Below are 14,369 nucleotides of genomic sequence, written 5' to 3'. Positions count from 1 at the left end.
CCGCAGCCCCAGCGCGCCGCCGCTCCGGCCGCCGCGCAGGGCGATCCGCGCGACCGCAAGGCCGATTTCATCGCCGCCGCGCGCCGGGCCGCCCAGGCGGCCGCCGCCGAGGTTCAGGACCAGAACACTCCGCGCAGTCTTCTGGGTGGCAAGGCCCGCGACGACGCGGCCGCCGAGGGCGGCAAGACAGCGACGGCCGCCGGCTGGCTGCGCGCGCGTCTGCCTGGAAAGCGCAAGGCGTCCGATGCCGCCGGACCCGCAGCCGCCGCACCGGCGGCAGGAGCCCAGGACCGTCGCGACGGCCCGCGCAGCCGCCGCGGCAAGGCGGAACTGTCGGAAATGGCGGCGCCCGAGCTGCGCGCCGAAGGGCGCCCCGGCGAGCCCGATCCGCAGGAGCTGAGCGAAGCGAAGGGCAAGGGATCGCTGTTTTCCAGCGGCGGACGCCGGGCCGTGCTGCTGGCTGCAGCCGCGGTGGTGATCGCGATCGGCGCGCTTCAGATCTTCAAGCAGGTCACGCCGTCCTCGAGCGACATTGCCGCTGTGGAAACGCCGGCGGCGATCGAGCAGCCGGTGGATGCGACCGCCCCGCAAGAGCCTGTCCAGCAGGCCTCGGCAACGGCTGTGCCCGAGCGCGAACCGGTGACCGGCAAGGCTCCCCCCGAAGCCCGGCAGACCGCCCCGGCAGCGGTCTCCCCCGCGCCGGTCGGCCCCGTTGCAAACACGTCCGCCGGGTCCGGCACCGAGGCTCCGGACGCCGGCGACGTCCCGCCAAACATGGCCTTTGCGCCGCCGGCAAATGTGCAAAACGGCTTTTCCGCCCAGCCCGGCAACATTCCGGCCGCCCAGTTCCAGACGCCGTTCCAGACCCCGGCAAGCGTCACCGGCATGGAGGCGCCCGCGCAGTCCGACACCGCCGGCAGCGCAGCGATGACCGGCGCGGATGGCAACGCACTGGCCGCCATTCCGGAGGACGTCGGTTCGCTGTCGCTGCGCCAGGCCGCAGCCCAGGGCAACCCGGAGGCGCTCTTTGCCATCGCGGCCCGCTACACGGAAGGCACGGGCGTGACGCCCGACTTGCAGAAGGCTGCGCATTATTACGAGAAGGCCTCGCAGGCCGGTCTTGCCCCGGCGCAATACCGTCTCGGCTCGCTGTATGAGAAGGGTCGCGGCGTGGAGCGCGACCTCGAGGCGGCGCGCGACTGGTACGCGCTTGCGGCGAAACAGGGCAATGCCAAGGCGTCCCACAATCTCGCGGTGCTCTACGCGGAAGGGATTTCCGGCAATCCGGAATTCCGCGAAGCGGCCTTCTGGTTCAAGAAGGCGGCCAACTTCGGCCTGGCCGACAGCCAGTACAACCTCGGCATTCTCTATGCGCGCGGTCTCGGTCTCGAGAAGAACCTCGTGGAAAGCTACAAGTGGTTCGCGCTTGCCGCCGCCCAGGGCGACGGCGATGCCGCGAACAAGCGCGACGAACTGGCGAACATGCTGTCGAAGGAAGAGCTGGCCGAAGCGCGCCTTGCCGTCGCCAACTGGAAGGAAGCGCCGCGCTCCGCCGCCGCCAACGAGGTCGAGCTGAAGCCGTCCTGGTCGGCGCCGGCCGATACCGTGTCGCGAGCGACCTACTCGGGCGATCCGAGGGACATGGTCATGCTGGCGCAGAAGCTTCTGGCCAAGCGCGGTTTCGACCCCGGCGCGCCGGACGGTCAGGTGGGCAACCGGACGCGCGACGCGGTCCGGGCCTTCGAGGAGGCGTCCGGCCTGCCGGTCACGGGCAAGATCAGCGCCGATCTGCTCAAGGCGCTGTCCGGCCAGTCGATCTGACCGGAAAGACGCCGGATCGGAGCGTTCGCGGCGGTTTTCAATGGGGCACGGGGCGTGCGACGTTGACACGCCTGTCACAAGCGCGCTTTATCGGACGAAAGGCGCTGCCGCCAGAACGTCTCGGTGGCGCGCCCAGGGGTCGACAAGCTGGTCGACCGTGTGCCGCCTCATCTCCAACATGCCGCCCGGGCAAGCGAGCGGCCCAGTCGCCGGTGTGACGTGCAAATCTATCTGCCCATCGCCGAATTGCCCGTCAACATGTTCATGTTGTTCGGAATGGGAGGAGCGGTCGGCTTCCTCTCCGGCCTGTTCGGGATCGGCGGCGGCTTCCTGCTGACCCCCTTGCTGATCTTTTCCGGGATTCCGCCGGCGGTTTCCGTCGCGACGGTGACGACGCAGGTGGTGGCCTCCTCCGCCTCCGGCGTGGTCGCCTACTGGCGACGCAAGATGATCGATTTCAAGCTCGCCGGCATGCTGCTGGTCGGCGGTGTCATCGGCTCGGCCATCGGCGTCTGGCTGTTCGACCTCTTGCGCACGCTTGGCCAGCTCGACTTGGTGATCTCGCTCTCCTATGTGACGTTCCTGAGCGCCATTGGCGGGCTGATGCTGTTTGAATCGCTGCGCTCGATGGCGCGGCGCAGGAGCGGTGTGCGCGTCGCCGCGCGCCAGCCCGGACGGCACAACTGGGTGCACGGTCTGCCCTTCAAGATGCGGTTTCGCCAGTCGCGCCTCTATGTCAGCGTGATCCCGATCATCTTTCTCGGCGGCGTCATCGGCTTTCTCGGCAGTATTCTCGGCATCGGCGGCGGGTTCATGATGGTGCCGGCGCTGATCTATCTCCTGCGCGTGCCGACCAACATCGTGATCGGCACCTCGCTGTTGCAGATCCTGTTCACCATGGCGGCGGCGACCTTCCTGCATGCCATGTCGACCCAGTCGGTCGACATCGTGCTGGCGCTCGCGCTGATGATCGGCGGCGTGATCGGCGCCCAGTTCGGCGCGCGCATGGGCCAGAAGCTGCGCGGCGACCAGTTGCGTCTGCTGCTCGCGCTTCTCGTGCTGTCGGTTGGCGTCCGTTTTGCCGTCAACCTGGTGCTTCAGCCCGACGAGCTGTTTTCGGTCTCCGCTGCGATCGCGGAGGTGCGCCGATGAGACGACCTTTGCGGCAGATGATCGTTCTCCTCGGCCTCGGCTGCCTCCTGGCCGCGGCACCGGCGGCACCGGCGGCGCGTGCGGAAAACCTGATCGCAGCGCTTTCCGCCGACCGGGTGAACATCGAATCCAATTTCACCGGCACGCGCATCGTCGTCTTCGGCGAGATCGCCCGCGATGCGCTGACCGTCGCGCGGCCCGAGCCCTACGATCTCGCCGTGGTGGTGTCGGGGCCGGAGCAGGTGGTCACCACCCGGCGCAAGGGCCGCTTCATGGGGATCTGGGTCAACCGCGATTCCGAGACCTTCGAGCGGGTGCCGAGTTTCCTGGCCGTGCACACCACGCGCGCGCCCCACGAAATGGCCTCGCGCACCGTGCTGGAGCGCCATCGCATCGGCCTGCGCAACCTCAATCTGCCGATCGCGATCGCCTCCGACGTACCGATCGGCGACCGGGACAACTTCCGCGAAGCGTTCCTGCGCCTGAGGGTTCAGAACGGTCTCTACCAGGAACAGACCGACAGCATCGAATTCCTGAGCGATTCGCTGTTCAGGACATCGGTGTCGCTGCCGGCCAACGTGCCGGTGGGCGAATACACCGTGTCGACCTATCTGTTGCGCGGCGGAGCCTTGCTGGCGCAGGCCGAACAGCCGCTCACCATCGCCAAGTCCGGCTTCGAGCAGTTCACCTATCGTCTGGCCTATGAATATTCCGCGCTCTACGGCCTGCTGGCCGTCGCGCTCGCGATCTTCACCGGTTGGCTCGCGGGAGTGATCTTCCGGCGCGATTGAGGCGTATCGTCAGGAGATGCAACCCGAAAGACACGTGGTGGTCCCGTGACGTTCCAGTCTGCCGACTCCGCCGTCGAGAAACGCCCCGCGCCGCGACTGTCGCGGATGCTCGGCTATGCGGGACTGCTGCCGTTTCTCGCCGGCGCGCTCTATCTGACGGCGGCGGCGTTTCGCCTTGTGGACGCGCAGTTCGCGGTCTTTGCGACGCTGGCGCTGATCGTGTACGGCGCGGTCATCCTGTCGTTTCTGGGCGGGGTGCGCTGGGGGATCGCGGTTGCCAGCGCGCGCGCCGAGGCGGGCGTCTTCGGCTGGTCGGTGATGCCGTCCCTCGGCGGCTGGGTCGCCGTGCTTCTTCCGCCAAGCTGGGGGCTGCTGATGCTCGCCTGCGGCTTCCTGCTGCAGGGCGGCTGGGATCTTCATGCGGGGGAAAAGGGCACGCTGCCGCAGTGGTACGTGAGGCTACGGCGCCGGCTGACGGTGGTGGTGGTCGCAAGCCTTCTGGTCGCCGCGGGAAGCCTGCTCATCCTGCTTGCACGCTGACGGCGCGCGGGACGGGGGCAGCCGCTCAGTCGGCGACGAGGCGGCTCGCCGTGAAGGGATAGAGGCGGCCTTCGCCCAACATGAAGACCGAAAAGCCGCGCGGCGGAAACAGGCCCGACCAGGCCTCGTCCAGAACGTTGAGACCGCCCGTCAGCACGCCGAAGGCCGGCAGCACCATGCGCTGTCCGTCTGTTGCGAAACAGGGCCGGCGCACGCTGCGCCCGTAGCGGCGGATGCGGGCGGCCGGATGAAGATGGCCGCAGACCTCTCCGGGAGCGGCATCCTCCTCCGGCTCGTGCCGGAAGACGAGGCCGGCGAGCCGGACCTCTTCCATGGTCTCGCCGCACAGCGACACCGGCGCGACCGGATCGTGATTGCCGGTAATCCAGATCCATTCGCGCCCGAGCTGCAGCGTGGTCAGCATGGCGCGATAGGTCGCCGGCAGGCGGTCCGACCCGTTTGTGTCGTGAAAACTGTCGCCGAGCGCGATCACGCGGCTCGGATCGAAGGCATCGATGACCCCGGCGAGTTTTTCCAGCGTCGCGGCGGTGTCATAGGGCGGCAGCATGACGCCGCGGCGGGCGTAGCTGGAGCCCTTCTCGAAATGCAGGTCGGAGACGACGAGCGTGTCCTCGTCCGGCCACCACAGCGCGCCGCTGTCGTGGAGACCGACAAGCTCGCCCGCAAGCGAGATGTCGTGGCACACGGGCGCAAAGCGCCGGACCGGTTGCTGCGCGGTGAAGGGACTCACCCCATTGCCTCCCTGACAAGATCGTCGGCGGCCTCGCCGAGCAAGGCTTCCTGCGCGGCGCCGAACACGGGCTCCTTGCCGATTTCCAGCATCACCGGAACGGCGAGCGGAGACACCCGATCAAGCGCAGTATGCGCGATTCGGCACTGAATTCGGCGCAGAAGTTCGCCCAATCTGGAGATATCCAGAAGTCCTTGTGCCGCATCCTGCCAGGTCGCCTCCAGAAGGATGTGATCCGGCTCGTGACGGCGCAGCACGTCGTAGATCAGATCCGCCGAGACGGTGACCTGCCGGCCGCTTTTCTCCTTGCCCGGATGGCGGCGCTCGATCAGCCCGGCGATCACCGCGCAGGTGCGGAAGGTGCGCTTCATCAGGCTCGATTCCGCCAGCCAGGCGTCGAGGTCGTCGCCCAGCATGTCCTCGTCGAACAGGCCGTCCAGGGACAACCGGCCCTCGGCGATCATCGCGCCGAGGTCCGACATCCCCCAAACGGCGAGCGCATAGTCGTTGGCGACGAAGCCGAGCGGCCGCGCGCCAAGGCGCTCCAGTCGCCGGGTCAGCAGCATGCCGAGCGTTTGATGGGCCAGCCGCCCGTCGAAGGGATAGCAGACGAGATAATGCTTGTTGGCGCGCGGGAAGGTTTCCACCAGCAGGCCGTCGGCCCTTGGCAGCGCGGAATGGAGCCGTTGCAGCTCCAGCCAGTCGCGCACCTGACCGGGCAGCCGGGACCAGCTCCCGGGATCGGCGAGCATCGCGCGCACGCTCGCCGCCAGAAAGGTGGAGAGCGGAAACTTGCCGCCCTGATAGGACGGGACTTTCGGCGCCTGGGCACGGGCGCGCGAGACATAGACCTCGTTTTCCCGGATCGCCTCGAACCGCAGGATCTCGCCGGCGAAAAGGAACGTGTCCCCGGGGATGAGCTGGTCGACGAACCATTCCTCGATCTCGCCGAGCATGCGTCCGCCGCGCCCCACCGGCGTGCGCCGGCCTTCGGCCTTGGAGCGCACCAGCCGGACCTTCAGCATCGGCGCCTCGACGATGGTGCCGACGTTCAGCCGGTATTGCTGGGCGAAGGAAGGGTGGGCGAGCCGCAACCGGCCGTCGCCGTCGTCCTTCAGCCGGGCGTAGCGCTCGTAGGTGCGAAGCGCGTAGCCGCCGGTCGCCACGAAGGCGACGGTGCGGTCGAAGTCGCGCCGTGTCAGGTGGCGGTAGGGCTCGGCCGTGCGGATCTCGTCGAACAGCGCGTCGGGCAGAAACGGTCCCGCGCAGGCGACGCCGAGGATGTGCTGGGCGAGAACGTCGAGCGCGCCCGTGCGCAAGGGGGGCGTGTCCTGCTCGCCGGCGCGCGAGGCGGCAAGCGCTGCCTGGCACTCCATCACCTCGAAGCGGTTGGCCGGCACCAGGATGGCCCGCGACGGCTCGTCCATGCGGTGGTTCGAACGGCCGATGCGCTGCGCCAGCCGGCTCGCGCCCTTTGGCGCGCCGACATTGACGACGAGGTCGACGTCGCCCCAGTCGATGCCGAGATCGAGCGAGGAGGTGCAGACGATGGCACGAAGGGCGCCCGCCGCCATCGCGGCTTCCACCTTGCGCCGCTGGCCCACATCCAGCGAGCCGTGGTGCAGGGCGATCGGCAGGTTCTCGTCGTTGACATGCCACAGCGCCTGAAACAGCGCCTCGGCCTGCGAGCGGGTGTTGACGAAGACGAGGCTGGTGCGGTGCTTGCGGATGATCTCGTAGATGTCCGGGACCGCATGCCGGGCCGAATGGCCGGACCAGGGCAGCCGCTCGTCGGTGTCGAGAATGGTGATGTCGGGCGCGGCACCGCCCGAGACCGTGACGAGATCGGCGAGATTGCGCGCCTCCCTGTCCGGTTCGTCGCCGCTCTGTTCGACCAGATAGGCGCGCAGGTCGTCCGGCTCGGCCACGGTCGCCGACAGGCCGATGGTCCTGAGTTGCGGCGACAGCCGCCGCAGCGCGGCAAGGCCGAGCGCCAGCAGGTCGCCGCGCTTGGAGGTGACCAGCGCATGCAACTCGTCGAGGATCACGGTCTTCACGCCGGTGAGCATCTCGCGCCCCTGCGCATCGGACAGGAGCAGGGCGATCTGCTCCGGTGTCGTCAGCAGGATGTCGGGCGGGATCTTCTTCTGGCGCTGGCGCTTGTGGGAGGGCGTGTCGCCGGTGCGCGTCTCGATGCGGATGTCGAGGCCGATGCCCTCCACCGGCGCCTCGAGATTGCGGGCGATGTCGACGGCAAGCGCCTTCAGCGGCGAGATGTAGATCGTATGCACCCCGCGCCGGCTTCCGGCCGCCCCGGGCTTGGCGCGTGGCGTCGCCGCCAGGTCCGTCAGGCTCGGCAGGAAGCCTGCGAGCGTCTTGCCGGCGCCCGTCGGCGCGATCAGCAGCGCGGAGCGCCGGTTGCGGGCAACCTCGAGCAGGTCCAGCTGATGCGCGCGCGCCTGCCAGCCCCGGCTTTCGAACCAGCGCTGGAACTCGGGGGGAAGAAGAGGCGGGCCGGCGGCATCCATGGCGCCCACAGATAGTGCCTCGCGCCGCCGGCGTCGAGCGGCCTGCGCGTCCTCCATTCCAATTCGCGAGGTGCGACCCTACATTGCCGGTGATGACCCTTGGCGCCGATCTGCTCACCCTCACCGATGAGGGACTTTACTGCCCGCAAGGCGGCTTTCACATCGATCCGACGCGCCCCGTCGAGCGCGCACTGATCACCCATGGCCACGCCGATCATGCGCGCGCCGGCCATGGCGCGGTGCTGGCCTCCGACGAGACGCTGAAGATCATGGCCGTGCGCTATGGCGAGGGCTTCACCGGAATGCGCCAGCGCGCGGACGCCGGCGAGACGCTCGACATCAACGGCGTGCTTGTGTCGTTCCATCCGGCCGGCCATGTGCTCGGGTCCATGCAGATCCGGCTGGAGCGCGGGGCGACGCGCGTTGTTGTCTCCGGCGACTACAAGCGCCAGGCGGATCCGACCTGCGCCCCCTTCGAGCCGGTTGCCTGCGACGTCTTTATCACCGAGGCGACCTTCGGCCTGCCGGTGTTTCGCCATCCCGAGGCGCGCGACGAGATCGCGAAACTGCTCGCCTCCTTGCAGACATTCGCGGGCCGTACCCATCTGGTCGGTGCCTATGCCCTTGGAAAGGCGCAGCGGGTGATTGCGGAATTGCGTGCCGCCGGATACGACCGCACGATCTATCTGCATGGCGCGCTGGAAAAGCTCTGCCGTCTCTACGAAGCCGAAGGCGTGGACCTCGGGCCGCTGGAGACAGTCGGGCGGCGCTCCAAGGAACTGGCCGGCGAGGTGGTGCTGTGCCCGCCGGGTCAGCTGGCCGACCGCTGGGCCCGGCGCTTCGGCGATCCGGTCACCGCGATTGCCAGCGGCTGGGTCCGGGTCAGGGCGCGGGCGCGCCAGCGCGGGGCGGAGCTGCCGCTGGTGATCTCCGACCACGCGGACTGGGACGACCTGCGCGCCACGATCAAGGAGACGGGCGCGGGCGAGGTCTGGGTGACGCATGGCGCGGAAGAGGCGCTGGTGCACTGGTGCCGCGGCGAGGGGCTTGCCGCCCGGCCGCTCAACCTCATCGGCTATGGCGATGACGGCGAGGCGGAACTGGATGCCGGCGCGGCGATCCCGGACGGGGTGCCGGCGGGCGAGACGACGGAACGTGAAACGATGGCGGGGAAGGCCGCGGGAGGCTGACATGACACAGGACAATGGTGCGGATCGCGACACGGACGTGGACGCTGGAACGGGCACGGAGCTGGAGCCGGCGGTGCTCGACCTCTTCGAGGACTATCGCGCGGCCTTTGACGATTTCGACGCGGATGCGGTCGCCGACTGTTTCGCCTATCCCAATGTCATCTGGCAGTTCGGCAAGGGCAATGTCTTCGCAGACGACGAGGAACTGCTGGAAAACATCGAAAAGCTTCTGGCCGCGCTCGACAAGGAAGGCGTGGTCGCCTCCGACTACGAGGTCCTGGCCGGCTACGTCGGCGGCGACACGGCGGTGGCCACCCTGAGCTGGACCCAGTCGGATGCGCAGGGCGAGCCGGTGATCGAGTTCACCTGCCACTACCATCTGCTCTACGACGGCGACACCTGGCGGATCGCGATGATCGTCAACGAGCCGTGATCCGTATGCACATGCGATGATCCGCTTTGCCCGCCTTCTGGACCGCCTGTCGTTCGAGCCGCGCCGCAGCGCCAAGCTCGCGCTGATGCGCGAGCATTTTATCGAGACGCCGGATCCCGAACGCGGGCTTGCGCTGGCAGCCCTCACCGGCGGCCTGTCGTTTCGCCACGCCAAACCGGCGATGCTCAGGGCGCTCGTCGCCGAGCGGGTCGATCCGCATCTTTTCGCGCTCTCCTATGATTTCGTCGGCGATCTGTCGGAAACCATCGCGCTGATCTGGCCGAACGGGGAGGGCGGCGACGCATCGCCGCCCGCGCTTCAGGAGGTGGTGGCGCGGCTGGAGACGGCGAGGCGCGGCGAGGTGCCGGCGCTCATCGCCGGCTGGCTCGACACACTGGACGAGACCGGGCGCTGGGCGCTCCTGAAGCTGGTGACGGGCGGCTTGCGGGTCGGCGTTTCGGCGCGGCTTGCCAAGACGGCGGTGGCCGGCCTCGGATCGCTCCAGCCGGATGACATCGAGGAGGTCTGGCACGGTCTCGACCCGCCCTATGAGACGCTGTTTGCCTGGGCGCTTGGAACGGGCGAACGCCCGCGTTCCGACGATCCTGTGCCGTTTCGCCCGCCGATGCTGGCGCATCCGGCCGAAGACCGCGATCTGGACGACTTCGCGCCGGCGGAGTTCGCGGCGGAATGGAAGTGGGACGGCATTCGCGTGCAGGCGGCGGCCGGCTACGACGGCAGCGGCGCGTTGCGACGGCGGCTCTATTCACGCACCGGCGAGGATCTCTCCGCCGCCTTTCCCGATCTCGTCGCGGCGCTGGACGTCGAGGCGGTGATCGACGGCGAACTGCTGGTGGTGATCGACGGCGAGGTGCGCTCCTTCAACACGCTGCAGCAGCGCCTCAACCGCAAGAGCGTGACAGCGAAGCTGATGGCCTCGCATCCGGCGGCGATCCGCGCCTACGACCTTCTGTCGCTGGATGGCGAGGATCTGCGCGACCTGCCGTTTCGCGACAGGCGCGCGCGGCTGGAGGATTTCGTCGCGCGGCTCGCCTCGCCGCGCATCGACCTCTCGCCGCTGGTGGAGGTTGCGGGTCTGGAGGAACTGGCACAGGCGCGCAACGCGCCGGAAACGCTGCATGCGGGTGCGGATGCGCAGGCCATCGAGGGCCTGATGCTGAAGCGCTGGGCCTCGTCCTACGTCCCCGGCCGCCCCAAGGGGCAGTGGTTCAAGTGGAAGCGCGATCCGCACCGCATCGACGCGGTGCTGATGTATGCGCAGCGCGGTCACGGCAAGCGCTCGTCGTTTTACTCCGACTACACCTTCGGTGTCTGGCGCGAGGCCGGCGAGGCGGGCGAGGAACTCGTCCCGGTGGGCAAGGCCTATTTCGGTTTTACCGACGAGGAGCTTGCCGAGATCGACCGCTTCGTGCGGCAGAACACCGTCAATCGCTTCGGCCCCGTGCGCGAGGTCCGTCACGACACCGAGGTCGGCCTGGTGCTGGAGATCGCGTTTGAGGGCCTGAACCGCTCCACCCGGCACAAGTCCGGCGTGGCGATGCGCTTTCCCCGGGTGGCGCGGCTGAGGTTCGACAAGCCGCCGGCGGAGGCCGACCGCATTGAGACACTGGAGGCGCTTCTGCCCGCCGACGAGCGCGCGCCCGCCTCCTTGCGAAAGACCCGCGCGGGCTGAGAAGCCCAGGCATCCGCGTTCGGACGGCGGCGCGCTTTTGCCGCAATCGCACTTGATCGCGCGCGGGTCCCGGCGCACGGTGCCGGGAAACCCAATCAGCAACGGATCCCCCCGCATGCAGCGCATCATCGACTATTACTACACGCACGCCTCTCCCTGGGCCTATCTCGGCCATCAGGCCTTCCTGACGCTTGCCGACAGGCGCGAATATGCGGTGCGCTTCCGTCCGGTCTCTCTGACCACGGTGTTTGCCGAAACCGGCGGTCTGCCGCTCGCCAAGCGCCATCCGGTGCGCCAGGCCTACCGGCTGGTGGAACTGCAGCGCTGGCGCGCCTATCGCAACATCCCGCTGACGCTGAAGCCGGCGCATTTTCCGGTGAACCCGGAACTGGCGGACCGGATCGCGCTTGCGGTCGCGGTCGACGGCGGACCGGTCGCCGCCTATTCGCTCGCCGTGTTCCAGGCGCTGTGGAGCGACGAGCTGGACATCGCGCAGGAAAGCGTGCATCGCGCGATCCTCGAGCGGCTCGGCCTCAACGCCGATGCCACGCTCGACCAGGCGAGCGAGAAGGTCATTGTCGAACGCTATATGGCCAATCAGGCCGAAGCGATCGAGACCGGTGTCTTCGGCTCGCCGAGTTATGTCCTGAACGGCGAGGTGTTCTGGGGGCAGGACCGTCTCGATCTGCTCGATGCGGCACTTGCCGAGGGGCGCGCGCCGTTTTCCGCGCCGTAATGCGGACGTCCCCGGTGCGGGACGTCGTGCTTTCGCCACGACCGGCGCGGATAGTTGTATAAAGTCGAAGATATTGCGCTGGATACGGCCCTGTCGTCCCCGGGACGCGGACGGCCGAACACATGGAGAACCTCGTGATGCGCCTGCTCGCAACTGCCCTTGCCGCAGCCGGTCTTGCTGTGTCGCTTGCCACTGGCGTTCTGGCCCAGTCGGAGGACGCGGGGACGGGACCGCGACCGTCGGCCCCGGAAGACCGCTATCTGCTCGCCCCGGCCGGCGAGGCATTCCTGCGTCTCGACCGGGACAGCGGCCGGGTCGCTGAATGCCGCCGCCGCGGCGAGGCCTGGCGCTGCGTCGCCGTGCCGGATGCGCAGCTTGCGATGGAGCAGGAGATTTCGCGGCTGAGCGACGAACTGGCGGCCTTGCGCGACGAGAACGCCGCGCTGCAAAAGCGTCTGGGCGAGACCGGCGACGCCCCCTCCGCCCGGTCGCAAAGCCCGTCAACGCCGGCGCCCGAAGCCGGCAAGGAACCGTCGTTTACGCCGGAAGAGGAAGCCGAGCTCGACAAGGCGCTCGACTTTACCGAAAAGGCCATGCGCCGGTTCTTTGGCCTGATGAAGACCCTGCGCGAGGAATATGACGACATGGCCAACTGACCGGCGGGCCTTGCGGCTCGCCGGTAGTCGGTCGGTCAATCGCTTGCGTGTCGGGCCGGCCCTCAGGCCTTCAGCACGGACTTGAGGATGCTCGCGCGCACCTCGTCGTCCAGCGACACGGCGCTGCGGGTCTTCAGGTCCATGGTCAGCGCCACGACATCGCAGACGGCGGCAAGCCGGTGGGTGCGCGCCTCGAACAGGTGGTGGCGGAAGGAGAAGGTGGAATTCGCCGCGCCCGTCAGCCCGCTGTAGGTCACCACCGGATCGCCCGGCTTGAGCGGGCCGGTCCAGGCAAGCTTCATCTCCACCGCGACACGCCCGAAGCCGTGCTTCGTCAGCCAGGCGTCGGTCATTGGGGTCATGTTCCACACATGCGGCGCCCCTTCCGTGAAGCATGACAGCGCGAAAGCGTCGTCGGCGCGTCCGTCCGGCCCGGCGTGGCGCGGCAGTACGGTGGCGCGATGCACGATGCGCGCCCCGGCGGTCTCAAGCTGCTTCACGGTCACGGCGCTGGTTTCGGCCGCGGTCCCCAGGCTGCGCGGCAAGGCGGCATCGGGCATCGGCGCGCTGACGTCCTGGAAGCGGCGGCGCAATTCGCGCGCGACGCTGTCGGCGGGCGCATAGCCGTCGGTCGCGGTCGCGGCGAGCACATTGTCGGCGCTGCGGCGCAATTCATGCACCACCGTCAGCATGTAGGGCCCGTCGAAGGCGACATGGCTGCGCATGACCAGCGTGTCGCCGGAATAAAGCTCTTCGTGATAGCGCAGGTGCCGTGCGCGCCGCGCCCCGGCGAGCGCGTCGCTCAAGCCGCTCAGCAGGCGGAATTGCCTGTCCGCCTCTTCGAAGCGGGCGAGATAGAACTGGACGTTCAGATGGTCATTTTCATCGCACTCCCAGCAATTTACAAAGGAAAACAATGTCTCGATAGCGGCCATGTGAGGCTCTCCGGAGGGTTCGGTGATGGTGTGTGCGCCGGGTGGGGCCGAGTGTCAATTGGAGGGCGGAATTTCCAGAAGGAATGCATCGATCGCGCGGTTGCTGTCCTCGGCGATGGCGAGGGGGAAGTGCTGGAAGACATGGCAGCCGCCGGGGTGGACGGCGAGATCCGCCCGGTTGCCGGCCGCCCGCCAGCGCGCCGCCATGAACAGCGTGTCGTCGAGCAGCGGGTCGGCGTCGCCGACGACGAAATGCGCCGGGACCAGCCCGCCGAGATCGCCCATCAGCGGTGAGATGTCGGCTGCGGCCGGATCGCCGCCGCGCGCCAGATAGTGGCGCACGAACATCGTCAGGTCGCGGGTGTTGAGGACGAGCTTCTGGCGGCCCCAGTTGCGCGCGCTCGGCGTCAGGCGCAGGTCGAAGCAGCCGCAGACGAAGACCGCGGCCGAAAACAGGCGGCCCAGGCCGTGCCGGTCGCGCAGGCGCATCAGCACGGAGGCGGCGAGATTGGCACCGGCCGATTCCCCGCCGATGGCGAAGCGCGGCGTGCCGAACTCCCGCACGCCGTTGTCGTGCAGCCACAGCGCCGCCGCCTCGCAATCGTCTGGCCCTTGCGGATAGGGGTGCTCGGGCGCGAGCCGATAGTCGCAGGAGACAACGGCCAGGCCGGTGTTCTCGGTGATCTCGCGCAACCGCGGATCCTGTTCGTCGGCCGCGCCCAGGGTCCAGCCGCCGCCGTGAATATGCAGATAGGCGCCCTCGCAGGCGCGGCTGCGCGGGCGCAGGATGCGCAGGGGAATGTCGCCATGCGGTCCCGGGATCGTACGCACCTCGGCGTGCGGATCGCGCGGCGGGCAGGGAAAGGGGCCAAGACCCTCGGCGCGCTTTTCGCGAATGACGGACGGGGCGAAGGACCACTGGTCCGGCAGAAGCGTCAGCCGGTGAACCAGCTCCCGGTTGAAGTCGAGCGTTTCCACGCTGGCCTTGCCCCGATGGCTGAAGTCGAAACCCATTGCAGCCATGGAGGCCGGTATCCTGTCGTCGGTGCCTTCGAAAGCGCCCCGCGGAAACGCGGTGCGGAGCGCAGGCTAAAGCCTGGGCATTCGCCTGCCAAGCCCTGCCGCGCTTGCGCTGTCGGCGCG

Annotated in this window: 13 protein-coding genes; 9 read left to right on the top strand and 4 right to left on the bottom strand. The window is 68.5% G+C overall.

The window, feature by feature from the left end:
* From LC092_RS14260 to LC092_RS14245, 4 genes are all read left to right on the top strand, one after another.
* The coding region (locus LC092_RS14260; RefSeq protein ID WP_224807601.1) for an SEL1-like repeat protein at positions 1-1,821 on the top strand (1,821 nt) is incomplete at its 5' end.
* A 219-nt stretch (positions 1,822-2,040) separates the two neighbouring features.
* Positions 2,041-2,973: a sulfite exporter TauE/SafE family protein gene (locus LC092_RS14255; protein ID WP_224807590.1), complete on the top strand. Its 933-nt coding sequence runs from the start codon at positions 2,041-2,043 to the stop codon at positions 2,971-2,973.
* The gene (locus tag LC092_RS14250; protein WP_224807588.1) at positions 2,970-3,764 is read left to right on the top strand and encodes a TIGR02186 family protein; all 795 of its coding nucleotides are present in this window, start codon (positions 2,970-2,972) and stop codon (positions 3,762-3,764) included. Before LC092_RS14255 ends, LC092_RS14250 begins: the two co-directional genes overlap by 4 nt.
* 45 nt (positions 3,765-3,809) lie before the next feature.
* The gene (locus LC092_RS14245; protein WP_224807586.1) at positions 3,810-4,304 is read left to right on the top strand and encodes a DUF3429 domain-containing protein; all 495 of its coding nucleotides are present in this window, start codon (positions 3,810-3,812) and stop codon (positions 4,302-4,304) included.
* 25 nt (positions 4,305-4,329) lie between these two features.
* On the opposite strand, the gene pdeM is transcribed toward LC092_RS14245, so the two are convergent.
* The gene (pdeM, locus tag LC092_RS14240; RefSeq protein ID WP_224807584.1) at positions 4,330-5,055 is read right to left on the bottom strand and encodes a ligase-associated DNA damage response endonuclease PdeM; all 726 of its coding nucleotides are present in this window, start codon (positions 5,053-5,055) and stop codon (positions 4,330-4,332) included.
* Positions 5,052-7,583 carry a ligase-associated DNA damage response DEXH box helicase gene (locus LC092_RS14235; protein WP_224807630.1) on the bottom strand — a complete coding sequence of 844 codons (2,532 nt, stop codon included), beginning with the start codon at positions 7,581-7,583 and terminating at the stop codon, positions 5,052-5,054. Before LC092_RS14235 ends, pdeM begins: the two co-directional genes overlap by 4 nt.
* A gap of 92 nt (positions 7,584-7,675) precedes the next feature.
* Here LC092_RS14235 and LC092_RS14230 point away from each other — a divergent pair, with 92 nt between their 5' ends.
* The 5 genes from LC092_RS14230 (at position 7,676) to LC092_RS14210 (ending at position 12,291) form a co-directional block, all read left to right on the top strand.
* Positions 7,676-8,773 (top strand): ligase-associated DNA damage response exonuclease, encoded by a 1,098-nt coding sequence (locus LC092_RS14230; RefSeq protein WP_224807628.1) that lies wholly within the window; start codon positions 7,676-7,678, stop codon positions 8,771-8,773.
* A 1-nt stretch (position 8,774) separates the two neighbouring features.
* On the top strand, positions 8,775-9,206 hold the full coding sequence (locus tag LC092_RS14225) for a DUF4440 domain-containing protein (RefSeq protein WP_224807575.1): 432 nt from the start codon (positions 8,775-8,777) through the stop codon (positions 9,204-9,206).
* Positions 9,207-9,222: 16 nt separating this feature from the next.
* A complete protein-coding gene (locus LC092_RS14220) occupies positions 9,223-10,899 on the top strand; it encodes a cisplatin damage response ATP-dependent DNA ligase (RefSeq protein ID WP_224807573.1) in 1,677 nt (558 codons plus the stop codon).
* A gap of 115 nt (positions 10,900-11,014) precedes the next feature.
* Complete coding sequence (locus LC092_RS14215) at positions 11,015-11,635, top strand: 2-hydroxychromene-2-carboxylate isomerase (protein WP_224807571.1); 621 nt, start codon at positions 11,015-11,017, stop codon at positions 11,633-11,635.
* Between the two features lie 122 nt (positions 11,636-11,757).
* Entirely contained in the window at positions 11,758-12,291 is a 534-nt protein-coding gene (locus LC092_RS14210) for a hypothetical protein (protein WP_224807569.1), read from the top strand.
* A 62-nt stretch (positions 12,292-12,353) separates the two neighbouring features.
* Here the strand turns inward: LC092_RS14210 and LC092_RS14205 are convergent, their stop codons facing one another.
* Together LC092_RS14205 and LC092_RS14200 are read right to left on the bottom strand one after the other, a co-directional pair.
* The gene (locus LC092_RS14205; protein WP_224807567.1) at positions 12,354-13,226 is read right to left on the bottom strand and encodes an acyl-CoA thioesterase; all 873 of its coding nucleotides are present in this window, start codon (positions 13,224-13,226) and stop codon (positions 12,354-12,356) included.
* Positions 13,227-13,280: 54 nt separating this feature from the next.
* Complete coding sequence (locus LC092_RS14200; RefSeq protein WP_412103583.1) at positions 13,281-14,240, bottom strand: alpha/beta hydrolase; 960 nt, start codon at positions 14,238-14,240, stop codon at positions 13,281-13,283.
* Positions 14,241-14,369: the final 129 nt, after the last annotated feature.

Source organism: Stappia stellulata, assembly GCF_020176715.1.
In the GTDB taxonomy this organism is placed as follows: domain Bacteria; phylum Pseudomonadota; class Alphaproteobacteria; order Rhizobiales; family Stappiaceae; genus Stappia.
This window is presented reverse-complemented; position numbering and strand designations above follow the sequence as displayed.